11 protein-coding genes are annotated in these 12,311 nt (G+C 47.2%); 3 read left to right on the forward strand and 8 right to left on the reverse strand.

Going from position 1 to position 12,311, the window contains the following annotated elements:
- Positions 1 to 21: 21 nt before the first annotated feature.
- The gene (locus B9D94_RS16475; RefSeq protein WP_148247524.1) at positions 22 to 3,123 is read right to left on the reverse strand and encodes a hypothetical protein; all 3,102 of its coding nucleotides are present in this window, start codon (positions 3,121 to 3,123) and stop codon (positions 22 to 24) included.
- 245 nt (positions 3,124 to 3,368) lie between these two features.
- Positions 3,369 to 3,683, reverse strand: a complete 315-nt coding sequence (locus B9D94_RS16480; protein ID WP_006209822.1) for a DUF1904 family protein — start codon at positions 3,681 to 3,683, stop codon at positions 3,369 to 3,371.
- A gap of 242 nt (positions 3,684 to 3,925) precedes the next feature.
- Here B9D94_RS16480 and B9D94_RS16485 point away from each other — a divergent pair, with 242 nt between their 5' ends.
- Positions 3,926 to 4,837: an aminoglycoside phosphotransferase family protein gene (locus B9D94_RS16485; RefSeq protein ID WP_148247525.1), complete on the forward strand. Its 912-nt coding sequence runs from the start codon at positions 3,926 to 3,928 to the stop codon at positions 4,835 to 4,837.
- 117 nt (positions 4,838 to 4,954) lie between these two features.
- Here the strand turns inward: B9D94_RS16485 and B9D94_RS16490 are convergent, their stop codons facing one another.
- The gene (locus B9D94_RS16490) at positions 4,955 to 5,368 is read right to left on the reverse strand and encodes a hypothetical protein (protein ID WP_148247526.1); all 414 of its coding nucleotides are present in this window, start codon (positions 5,366 to 5,368) and stop codon (positions 4,955 to 4,957) included.
- 261 nt (positions 5,369 to 5,629) lie between these two features.
- Between B9D94_RS16490 and B9D94_RS31530 the strand changes: the two genes are divergently transcribed.
- Complete coding sequence (locus tag B9D94_RS31530; protein WP_253805988.1) at positions 5,630 to 5,800, forward strand: hypothetical protein; 171 nt, start codon at positions 5,630 to 5,632, stop codon at positions 5,798 to 5,800.
- A 341-nt stretch (positions 5,801 to 6,141) separates the two neighbouring features.
- On the opposite strand, the gene B9D94_RS16500 is transcribed toward B9D94_RS31530, so the two are convergent.
- The 5 genes from B9D94_RS16500 to B9D94_RS16520 all read right to left on the reverse strand — a co-directional run bounded on the left by B9D94_RS16500 (position 6,142) and on the right by B9D94_RS16520 (position 10,698).
- A complete protein-coding gene (locus B9D94_RS16500; RefSeq protein WP_076152452.1) occupies positions 6,142 to 6,684 on the reverse strand; it encodes a VanZ family protein in 543 nt (180 codons plus the stop codon).
- The gene (locus tag B9D94_RS16505; protein WP_148247527.1) at positions 6,681 to 7,601 is read right to left on the reverse strand and encodes a M15 family metallopeptidase; all 921 of its coding nucleotides are present in this window, start codon (positions 7,599 to 7,601) and stop codon (positions 6,681 to 6,683) included. Before B9D94_RS16505 ends, B9D94_RS16500 begins: the two co-directional genes overlap by 4 nt.
- Before the next feature lie 611 nt (positions 7,602 to 8,212).
- Complete coding sequence (locus B9D94_RS16510) at positions 8,213 to 9,037, reverse strand: sugar phosphate isomerase/epimerase family protein (protein WP_063479308.1); 825 nt, start codon at positions 9,035 to 9,037, stop codon at positions 8,213 to 8,215.
- A 79-nt stretch (positions 9,038 to 9,116) separates the two neighbouring features.
- On the reverse strand, positions 9,117 to 9,968 hold the full coding sequence (locus tag B9D94_RS16515) for a GNAT family N-acetyltransferase (protein WP_148247528.1): 852 nt from the start codon (positions 9,966 to 9,968) through the stop codon (positions 9,117 to 9,119).
- Between the two features lie 109 nt (positions 9,969 to 10,077).
- A complete protein-coding gene (locus B9D94_RS16520; protein WP_148247529.1) occupies positions 10,078 to 10,698 on the reverse strand; it encodes a LysE/ArgO family amino acid transporter in 621 nt (206 codons plus the stop codon).
- Positions 10,699 to 10,832: 134 nt separating this feature from the next.
- On the opposite strand from B9D94_RS16520, the gene B9D94_RS16525 reads away from it, so the two are divergent.
- Positions 10,833 to 12,278, forward strand: coding sequence for a MocR-like pyridoxine biosynthesis transcription factor PdxR (locus B9D94_RS16525; protein WP_148247530.1), 1,446 nt, complete (start codon positions 10,833 to 10,835; stop codon positions 12,276 to 12,278).
- The last annotated feature ends 33 nt before the right edge of the window (positions 12,279 to 12,311 follow it).

Below are 12,311 nucleotides of genomic sequence, written 5' to 3' on the forward strand. Positions count from 1 at the left end.
TTGAACAGACGGTTGCAAACTCTACAGTTCTATAACAACCGAATCTGCTTGCACAACTTCAGTTCCATTACCCGGAAGGCCAAACATTTCATGATCCGCAAACGCCTCGGAAATCGGTTTCTTCGCTGCAAAGGAGCTCAATTTTCCGGTGGGGGCCTTTGGAGTGGTATACGCCTCCGCCTTTCCTGCCAAAGTCATTACGATCTTTGTCACCTGACTGAGATCTACGCCTTCGTTAAGCGTAAAACCTCGTCGATCCTCAAGTGGGACCTCAATTGACCAAATCGACAATAAGCCTGGCATAATTCGGCTATTCCCATCACCCACTGCTCCGCCGGACAAATTGCCAATGTACTCTTTAGGTTCTCCAGCATCGCCCGCATCTTCACTTGGTGTCACTTCATATTCAAAGAAACCGTGGCTTTTGTTATGGACAAAGTCAAAACGCTCGCCATACGAATCCAGGAACGTGGAGTGACCGGAGTGTGTATACTCAATGTGAATGCTGCCCGCCGAATGCCGGGCACCCGGCAACTGAATATGACAGTCACTGACCATCATATGAGCTTTGCCTGCAATCTTCTCCCTGATGAGTTTGTTCTCCAGTGTCAAAGGGAAAAAGGCTGTTCGATGGTCTCTGAGTGCTTCGAATTGCTCTGGAAAGGATGCTTCATTCAAAATGAAAGTTACGTTTTTAAACGGCTGCACCGGATTCTCCGATGCGTTCAGCGCATTTTTCAGTTTAATGGTCATATCAGCATGGATACGGGCGAGCTCTGCCACATGACTATCCCGGATAAACGGGAAAAAGTCCTTACTAAGCACCATATAGCGGTACGCTTGGTATTCCTGATACAGAAAATCGGTCAATGCCAATTTCAAACCGTTGTAGAGATCGAGAATATACGTATGGAACAGCGGCAGGCCAGCATCCACCTCATCACCCATCGCCTGCCGGATCCGTTCTTGATCTGCACGGCGCTGTTCCATTTCGGCAAACCATTTTGCCTCTTCAAGATGTTTTGCTTTCACCGATTGTATTTTGCCTTGATATTCTTCGACAACGTTTAGATATTGATTGAAGGCTTTGCGATATCCCTCGACCTTCTCCTCCGGCATCTGCTTATAGATCGGCTTCAGCATGTTTTCGAACTTTTCGCGCGACATCGTAAGCATGGATGAACGATAGCCAAAGGAATCACGCGCCGCATTCATCTGACCGATCAAATCATATAGCTCTGCTCCATCCTTTAATACCGCTAAACCAGAAGAAACGACCGTGGTCACATTTTTGATGGATTTGGAAAGCTCCGCTTCCTTCTTCTTCTTTTCTTTTTCCACCGTTTTTGTGTTTTTGAATGGATCATCAATGACAATGGATTTGCCTGTATTCCAATAATTACTGACCGCCGAAGCGATAGCTCCCCCTGTTTTGAGCGCCGATATGGCCGGAGTTACGTTAGTGACCAGTGCCACACCGTTAACCACCAGATCAAATGTAGCTTTCAGGGAATCCAGGGCGAGCTTCTTCCTGAGCGCTTGTACAAATTCTTCCGCTACTTTCTGGAGATGCTTCTCATTAGACAATATGCTTTCATACAGCTTGTCTGCTTCCGATTCCAAGCGCTCCCGTTCGATGATCGATTTTTGCCTTTGATCATCCAAATCGTTGATCCGGTTTACTGCAATGGATATGGTGTCCTTTAATATTTTCACGCGGCCCCTTTGATCGTTTTCAGCCTTTACATATTCATGATATAAGGTTTCAGCTTGTTGAGCAGCCGTAATTAGATTACCACCAAGATCTTGGTACTTATCTAAAGGCATTAACGGCGTCCAGTTCCAGGGATGGCTGAAATAATCAAGTCCCTGTCCCAACTGTGAAAGGAGAATAATGGACTTGTTGCGTAGTGCCAGCCATTGAATGGACGCATCCAGCATGCTGCCTTGAAAAGCCGAATAATCGCTCAAAGCTCGAACCACGTCAAACCAGGCCTCATCCGGAGTTGTACGCTGCAGCCAATCCAGCAGACTCGCGGATTCTTCGAGCTTCTCCTCACTCCCCGTCAAATAGGCCAATCCAGCCTTATGCAAAGTCAGCATTTGGCGTTCAAGTGAAGCACCTAAGGCCGTTTCCAAATCAATCGGAGAGAATTCTTTGTACAATTCTGTTTTACTTAGCTTCGATCCATAAAATTGATCATATTGTATCTGCACCACGGTGGATTTGGCGGGTTCGCCATTAGCCGCATTAGTTGCGATAAGCCCAGATTTGCCGTCCATGCCGTCCTTCCCGCCAGCATCCCTCTTATTGCTTACCCGGGTGACGGAAGAGGTTCTCCCAACGGTAACAGTCTCTAGCTTATAGCCGCCTATCCCACCCGGAGCTCCCGCTCCCGCTTTTCCCGGTAAGGTAGGTGCCCCGGCGATCCCGACTTGATTTTCCATTGTAATCCTGTGTTCTCCGCTGGAAACCACGTATCCGACAAAAATACATCCGGCATCTCCTCCATTCCCTGAATGACCGGCATGACCGCCGTTACCTCCATCGCCACCGTTACCACCCGGTGTCGAATAATCATTCGCGTAAAACCAGTGCTTCTCGGCGTCTCTTCCATCCTCACCCCGCCGGCCATCCATGCCGTCTCCTCCGTCTTGGCCACGACCTCCGTTGCTGCCATTAGCCACGAGCCTTAATTCCCCTTTTAGATCAAAACGTTCCGCAGCCAGCACCATATGTCCGCCGGACATCCCTGCTCCTCCATCGAGGCCATCCATACCATCTCCACCACGATCCCCATTCTTGATCGCCTTCATTCCCGGATCAGCCTTGGGTTCCTGTACAAAGTCCTGATCCGAAGGGACAGGGGCTCCTGACGTACTAATCGACACATTCCCATCAGAAGAAATGATTCTTGCATTCAGCGTCAGATTACGCCCGGGCAAACTTAACGACCCGATAAGATGAATAGTATCGGCCTGAATCCAATAGTGAGCCGATGAATCGGATAAATAATCCTGCGTTAAATTTAAATCGGTAGCCGTTAGATAGATGTACCCCTCTTTTTTGCCTCGCTGGACACCGGAATATAACGACTGGCTTGTTCTTTCCATAACTTCCATCTGTGGTGGGTCTCCTCCCTAAGTCTCATAAATTGTGTGACAATCCCCCTTCTTTAGGTCCATAAATTCCACAAGATAAACTTCGGAATGGTGATAATTGTCACTATATACCTAATTGTAAGGGGATTTTATCCATAAATATATATTTTTTTCGATGGCTTAACCTCGCAACTTGCATCAAAAAAACAAGGAAACTGCAGCAGTCTCCTTGTTTGGGGTGTACTCATTTTCTATTGTTATTCCTTTTATTCTAATGGCCTTCCTTCTTTATAATAAAGATTCCGATTTAGAATCACAAAGAAAATATGTACGTTTCGGTACCCGTGCTCCGACAGTATGCCATGAATGCTGGCTGCCACCGCATCGTGAACCTCCTGCGCTCTCTGGAACATCAGAATTTCCACGGATAATGGCGTATTCGTAATGATCTGATAAGGAAGAAGCTCGATCTTCACAATCTCTTGCGGAATTTGAACAATACCCGCGAATTCGTCAACAACCTTAGGTGTTATTTCTTCAAGAAATACATCTGGAAAACCTTTAAAGCGTAAATATGGCACTCTAATCCCTTCATTTCGTCAATTTATTGTCTTATAGATGTCTTCTGAGTGACTTTTGTCTCTATCCCTACTATACAATAATGTTATTGTGAAAGGAATCACTATGATTCAGATCCACTCATCGCCTGGTAAAGTTCAGCTATAGCTATCATATAAGTTGCCATGTAAAGATCGAACCTATAGACTGGATGAGTGTAAGCGTTCAATCTACAATCTAACTAAATAAGGAGTTGAAGTTGAGCATGGGTCGTAATCTATGGGATGCAGAATGGGAAGTTACAGAACCGTTAGTGCAGCAGCTGTTAAACCTCCAATTTCCCCACCTAGCCTCTCTGCCGATCCGGGAAATCGGGAACGGATGGGATAACACCGTATATCGTGTAGGCGATGAGTATGTATTTCGCTTTCCCAGACGACAGGTAGCCGTTGATTTATTGAGAACCGAAGCAAGAATTCTACCTAAGCTGGCAGGCTATATTACAGTGCCTTATGCCAAGCCCCTCTTCTTCGGGAAAGAGAGCACCCACTATCCAGCTCCCTTTCTCGGTTACTCCTATATACCGGGTAAATTTCCGATTGGAATATCGGACGATGCACGCGTGCAGTCTGCAGCTGCTCTGGCCAAGTTCCTGAAGAACCTGCACGTTTTCCCTGTGGAAGTCGCACAGCAAGAAGGCATATTGTTTGACCAGCGAAATCTGACGGACCTGGCTGGACGCAAAGAGAGAATGCTGGATTTTCTATCCCGGTTTAACCTTTATATCACGCAAGAGGAACTAGACGAAATCGCAAACTATTTGCAAGGGATCACCCTGGAACGAGTGGAACACCGACAGGTTCTCCTCCATGGCGATCTGCATTTTAAGAACATGTTAGTGGACGATTCAGGCATACTTGCGGGCATTATCGATTGGGGCGACGTGAACATCGGACATCCGGCCTGTGACCTCAGCATCGCGTACAGTTACTTGCCTCCAGCCTCAAGACAGGCTTTTTATGAAATCTATGGTGAAGTGGACGATGAAACGAAGATTCTCGCACGAATGATTGCGGTATACATACCTATGCTACTATTTATGCAGGCTGTGGACGATAAGGATGAAGCCATTGCAGAGGAGGCCAAATCGATTATTCAACGTGCTCTGGCCGATTGATCGATAGTTAGCCGGAACGGCATTCGGTCCCATGCTTAATTCGCAAAAACACGTCGCATAAGAAAGAAGCTTGAACCCCTTCAAGCTTCTTGATCACGGATCTACGAATCGCCGTTATTATATTTTTAACATCCCCATTAATGGCATAATGGTTTTAATGACATTCATTCCCAATTTAATGTGAGGCACGATCTGTCCCAAAAATCCAAAACCTCCACCACCGCCTCCGGCTGCAACAGCCTCTCCTTCCACTGCTCCTTCAGCTACCGGTCCGCTTGGCGGACCTCCGAACAAGGCACTCAAAAAGCCGGAAATTTGCGCTTTATCCCCGCTGCGGGCAATCGAAGCCGGCATCTTGTTGTTGGCGCGGAGCCCTGATAGAGTTACTGCCTGACCTTCGATCTGACTCAGTTCACCAATATAATAACTGCCGTCTTTGAGAACGACCACAACCGGTTGACCTACCCAATGCTGTGACGCAGGTACAGATTTGGGGACAGTCCTGGATTTCCTTACGCGTTTTGAAGACATACGATTATCACCTCGCTTTCCATTCTCATGATTATGACATCATATGCAAATTTGCCTTTTTTTCTTGTGCCTTTATAGGATAGATATATAAATAGATCAAAAACCTAGTTTTACCAAGCTGAATCACTCTGAGTTCCCCTCATATCGAAGCTTTCCTATATAAACGATTCATATTTCGCCTCTGAAAATATTTTGTCACTGTGGCTTTTTGCCTCCCTCCGGTGTCTAATTTACTGTAAGGTCAAGAGGAGGTTCTTACCCATGTCTAGAGCTCATGACAAACTCCCTATTTATCCGGATGATCAGGGAACCAAGCGAACATTTGAGGATACGTATGATGAGTACCGCCAGCGGATTCGCCAATCCATCTCCCTTGATTTTACCAGATATGTTGATATTCGAATCGATATTGGCGCGGCACTCAGGCTGTAGGCGAAACGGATGCACCTGATTGGTTTATGGGCACGTTTGATAACAATACGTTAAAAATCGTCTCGCCCTTGAATCCTGGACCCGAGCATAGGCTCCATACCCAATGGGCGGAAGCCATGTACAATCAACTAAAATAGCATAAAAAGAGCAGTCACGTCATGGGACTGCTCTTTTTTGATAATTGGTACAACTTGTGACACTCGATCTTCATGCACCACCGCAACAGCTCTCTGAACCATAACTGTTCCCTGCGACTCCCAATCAACATGTTTACTATCATTAAAATTGCTCGCGTTATAGTTTCCAATATAAATCCAAGTCACTCATGGATTACGTCTAATTTATGGTTTGGACTTGTTCACCGTATGGAGATCGCCCGGCGTTCCAGCAGAGAATACCGACAGACCTGCATAGATCGACCGGAAGATCACATACAGTCCGTATCCAAGCACACCGCCGGCCGTATTGAGAATTAAATCGTCTACGTCGAAACTACCCATGGAAAACACAATTTGCGAGCATTCCAGTCCCAGGCTTAACCCCAGGGAAATCAGGAACGAACCGAAGAACCCGAGGAATTTGCTTCTGATCATTAAACCAATCCATATGCCATTCGGCATAAATATAGCGATATTACCAAAGAGGTTCATGACATCGTGCGGGCTCGGCAGCCGCTTCATATTTTGATTAATCGATTCAAAAGGCGTAAAGTTGGCAAACTGCAATCGCGCCTGCATATATTCGGGATTATCCATCGCCCGTTGCAGCTGCTGCCACAGAAATGAGATATCCACGGAACCGAATTTGAACAAGATCACCTTGACCAGCACGTATAAATATACGACATACAGCCCTAGAATGATCCATTTATACGGCTGCTTCATTTCCCATCATCCTGACTGAGGTTCACCGTTACAATGACTCCATCGATATTGTTTCCAGATACCTCATACTCGCTTCCTGCCGGAATCTCAAGCGCAATGTCTTTCGTTGTGACGGGCACATACGTTATTTCGTACTTTTTCCCTTCAACGGTTGTTTTGTAGCTGGATGAATTCTTCAGATAATCGAGATATTCCTCCAATGTCAAACCCAGATCGTTCATGATCATGCTGTGCGGCAGTCCTACATAACGAAAATGCCATGGTTCGTACTGGATGCCTGTAATCTCGGTCTTATCCGGGGGATATCTCAAAATAAATCCAAACTCCCACGCATGCTTCTGCAGCCATTTTCCTTCGGGCGCCTGATCGATCGACATCTGCGTCGATCCGATATCCATGGATAAACCAAGGTTATGTTCGCTGTAGCCGGGAGGCAAGGCATAATCCGAACCCTTTTCACGGTAAAGCACCTCCTGCTCTTCGGTGTCCCGGTACCCGCTGCTGATCATGAAATGATGGACTCCGTCTTCACCGGCCGCATCAACCATCTCACGGAATTGCAGCGCAACGCTGCGCGATAACCGGATCGTGTTGTCCAGAAGCACATAACCATTCATCAAATCTTGTTCCTGAAACAACTTCACGATATCCGTCGGAACCGCTCCCTCATCAAGCGGATGTTCCTTGTTAACCAATACCAGATTTCCCCGGGTCACCTGCTCAGCTGTCACATGGATTGTTTGAGTCTCTATATTGGAATCGTTCTCGTCGGAGTGGTTGTCACTTCGAGTGGCGGAATCGGCATTCGCTTCTTGCCCATCTTTGTTCTTCGCATCATTCGCATTAGGGGCGTCCGTTAGAATGGACTCACACCCGACCAGCAGGAATATAACAAGCAATATCAAACCCTTCTTCAACTTCAACATCTCCCTCTAACTTTGTCTATCTAGCTTAAAAAATATAGTTTAAGGAAAAGTAGAGAAAAGTTAAAGTTTTTCTTAAGTAATGTGAGCTTCACAAGCCTCTTTTCCTTTGATAAGGCTGAAGCGGATAGTTTTACTAGGTAACTATTTTGGGAAAACAACCATTATCAACCTCCTCACTCGCTTCTATGAGATTGATTCGGGCCTTGTCACGATGGATGGCATGGAAATGCGGCATAAACTGTACAACAACCCGTTTAAACGGAGCAAGTAAGTCGACTTCAGAGTATCCTCATGCTGTCGGGAGCCGTGAACACAGCAAAGCCGATTCTAAATGGAATCGGCTTTTGGTGATGCCCTAGGCAGGTAGATTATGACTTATGTTCTCGTTCGACCTCCCGCTGAATCTAACGGACCAGACCGCTGCTATAGAGGCCAAAAGAGCACCTTTTACAATCTAACGGACACCCATAACGTTATACGGCGTTATAAACGCGATATCTCCCACTATTCCAATAAATAACGCCCCTCATGTCCGCTGCGTGTTTCAACTCCATTTTTTCCTGCCATATAACGCCCCCTCGGTCCGCCAGCAATCAAGCCTTTCAAGGTTTGCATCTTACCTCATCCACCCTGCTGGCAAGACTCACGATTCGTTTAACGGCACCAATCATCCATTCCATCTCCACATACTGGTTTCCCGGCGCATTGTATTCCACACCCCAGTAACCACGGTATCCACCTGCAAGCAAACTCCGTACCTTGTCCTCCGCATCAGGAAGGAGCACCGTCCTCGCATCAAAATGTGTATGTACCGCCCATGGCGCAACCATCTCATCCCCCGCAGTCTCATCTGCTTTCCATCTGCCAAGATGAAGCAAAAAGCCGAATGCCGGATGATCGACCTCTTCCGCAATCCGTTTCATTTCTCGCGGCAAGAGGGACGCGCCCATATGATTTTCAGGACCGATGAGATACCCCCGTTCCGCAGCACGATCCGCATATTCTTGATAGCGCTTGACGGTATATTCGAATTGTTCGTCCGACATCGGTTCCGATTCCTGATAACTGCCGCCTGTGTCGATCCGCACCGTTTCAGCCCCTAAGATTTCAGCTGCATCCAGATGAACAAGCGCATTTTCATACAGTTTCTGACGGATGTCCGGGTCGGGATCCCATAGATGTGCTCCATCTACAGCAAAATTAACCACCCTCATCTCTTTCTCATCGAGCGCTTCTCTAATTTTACGAATGTAGCTCTCATCAGCAAGTTTGTATACGGGGTCGCTCCGATCGATAAAAAAACCATTCCACAGATCAACCGCATCCATACGATACCGGTACTTCACCGTCTCCAGATAACCGAACACATCCATCTTTCCCTCTAGGAACGTATTGAAAAAAGAATAACCGCCAATCGAAATCTTCATCGCCATACCTCCTTCATCAAAGTTGGACTCAAGCTACCCCTAGTTTACCGTACTTCCAAACCATACCATATATGAATTCTTACTTGAGGGTGTATTTCAAATGGTGATATTCCCCTCCTGAGAGGAAGCCTTTATTCTTATACAATTGCTCAGCTCGATTTCCCGAAGTGACAAAGAGGCGCAGCAGGGGGTGCTGCGGCTCCAGAACGGTTAATGCCCTCTCCAGCATCGCGCCTGCCAAACCTTTGCCTCGATGCTCAGCTGTTACTGCAATGCTGTAGACAAGGGGCAACCCTTCCCATAAGGAAATCAAACATACACCTGCCATTTCTTCAGATGCTCGATCATATATTAGAGAGGATGCCTGCAGCAGCTTGGGATCTATTTGATCAAAATAATGGACTGTATCATTCATATAGACTTCGACTTCCCGTTCGTCCGGACCATTGGCATAAGCTTTCCTAAACACTTCAACCAGTTCAGAGATATCTTTTCTTGCAGGTACTCTCGCAATATAGTTAACATCGAAGGATGCTTCAAGCTGTTCGGTCGGCCGGATCATGCACTGCCTGGATTCAACCTGTACAAAATCCGCTTCCCGAAAAGCAAACTCCTGTTCATCAAGGACATTGTATGCATGAAGATCATGCTCCTCCAAACTCCAAGATTGAAAGGCATGGTTCTTGACCTCTCTGATCAGTTCAGAGGTAATGGAATACGGCGGTATTCCGAATACTAGTCCGATAGATTCGTCGTTCAAATAAACTCCCGCGGCTTTGTCATCGCCTGAAAGTACCCAGTAGCCATCGTCCGAATCCGATAGAATCTTGGCAAACTCCGCCCAGCTCGGTCTAAACCAGATATTTTTGTAATAGGTAGCAAAATATTTCGAGAACGCCGTAGGGTCAGCCTTTACCAACCTGTATTCCATAACCCACCGTCCTTATTCCTTTTTTTTGATAAATCATGACTAGAATTAGGCTCATTATAAAAGTTACGAGATGCCAAGGACAAAGGAATAAACGTCTTTAGAGAAAAAATCACAGCCCGCCCATCAAACCAACCCCCAGATAAACCGCTGTTCCCCACATAATCAATGCCGAAATCTTGTTCATCACGGGTAACAGCTTACCCGACGAATCCAGTCTCCCCGCCGACCTGCCGGCAATACCAAGGCCCAGGAACCACAGCCAGGATACAATAATGCATGCAATGGCAAATATGGCCTTGTCCGTACCTGAATATTGCAGCGAGCTTGTGCCTATAACCCCCATCGTGTCCAGCACGGCATGCGGATTCAGCAGTGATACGGATATGGCAAAAACAATTTGCTTTTTCGTCGTAAACGAACGAGCAGCTTCCTGTTGCTGCTCCGAAGGTTTTGTCTTCCATGTTACGAATCCCATGTAAACCAGGAATCCGATCCCGAAGGAAAACAACACCATTCGGATCCAGTCATATTCCAGAACGATCACGGATACGCCCAAAATGGCTAAGGAAATAAGCAGCGTGTCGCACAGAGCCGCCGTGATGATAACGGGCAGCGCCTTAGCGAAGCGAGGCTGAACCGCTCCCTGATTAAATACGAACACATTTTGCACACCTAATGGAAGAATAAGACCTAGTGCCAGGATGAACCCATGAAGGATAACGCCTATCATATGAAACCTAACCTCCTGCGGATATTTTCACCATTGTAAGGGTCGATCCCAGCAACGTCTCCAACCAATTGGTTGGCACGAAACCCAACCAATGAATTATAATGAACAAAATACGTGGCGAAAGCGAGTTTCCTATGACAGAAGAATGGAAATTAAACAAGACCTCCGACATACCGCTGCATCAGCAGATCTACAATTACATGAAGAACAGAATTATGAACGGGGAATGGCCTGTCGGGACCCGGATTCCGACGCAGAGAGACCTTGCTGCCAAATTTGAGGTAAACCGAAGCACCATCGTTTATGCATTGGGCGAGCTTGCCGCGGACGGCTTGATTCAATCCAAGGTTGGACAAGGGACGGTCATCGCCAACAATACCTGGAGTTTATTAGCCGCCACGCCTCCGCCAGATTGGAATCAGTATGTGAAATCCGGCTCCTACCAGCCAAACATCCATATGATCCAGCAGATCAACCGTTCGGAAACCGATCCGGATATAATCCGGCTCGGTACAGGAGAGCTCTCGCCGGAGCTGCTTCCCACTGGCCAGATGCGGGAGATCTTCAGCGGCAGCATGGCCAGCAAACTCTCTTTGGGATATTCCGAGCCGAAGGGGAGCCTCTACTTAAGAGAAATCATTAGTGACTATCTGAAAAAGAAAGGAATTCATACCACCCCGTCATCCATTCTGATCATCTCCGGTGGACTGCAGGGATTGCAGCTCATCTCATTAGGCTTGCTGTACCAGGGCTCCGCCATCTTTGTAGAGAACCCCTCTTATCTGAACTCGATTCATGTGTTTCAGTCTGCAGGCATGTTTCTGCATGGGATTCCTATGGATCAGCACGGCATTAGAACGGAATCGATCGGGAGACTTAAGCGCCAACACAATGCTGCCCTGCTCTACACGATTCCTACCTTTCATAATCCGACCGGAACGCTGATGTCTTCCAGGCGGCGAACGGAGCTGCTTCAAATATGTGCAAGGGAAAGGCTGCCCATCATAGAGGATGATGTGTACGGGGATTTGTGGTTTGATGCTCCCTCTCCGCCGTCTCTGAAAGCGCTGGACCAGCAGGGGCTTGTGCTCTACATGGGAAGTATGTCCAAGACGCTTGGCCCCGGCCTTCGCATCGGCTGGATTGTGGGTCCCGAGCCGGTAATCGACCGGCTGTCCGATATCAAAATGCAAACCGACTACGGATCCAGCGCACTTTCCCAGCACGCAGTCGCAGAGTGGTTGTCGAGCGGGATGTATGAGTTGCATCTCATGCAGATCCGAGCGGAGCTCAGGAGTCGCAGAGATTTTACGCTCGATATTCTCAAGCAATATTTCCACGATATTGCCCAGTGGAACATACCGCAAGGCGGGTTCTACATCTGGCTTCACGTCACCAAACCTATCTCCATACGTCCTTTATTTGAACAAGCCCTGAAGGAGGGCATCCTGTTGAACCCCGGTAATATCTATGACCGCAGCGACCAGCAGCATCTTCGTCTTTCCTATGCCTATGCCTCCTGCAATCAACTGGAGAGCGGACTCATCAAGCTGGCCGAGCTTATCCGTCTCCATACATAACCATAAGAAAAGGCCCCCTTCCATGGTCATTAA

The organism is Paenibacillus sp. Cedars (assembly GCF_003184205.1).
Lineage (GTDB): Bacteria > Bacillota > Bacilli > Paenibacillales > Paenibacillaceae > Paenibacillus_AQ > Paenibacillus_AQ glucanolyticus.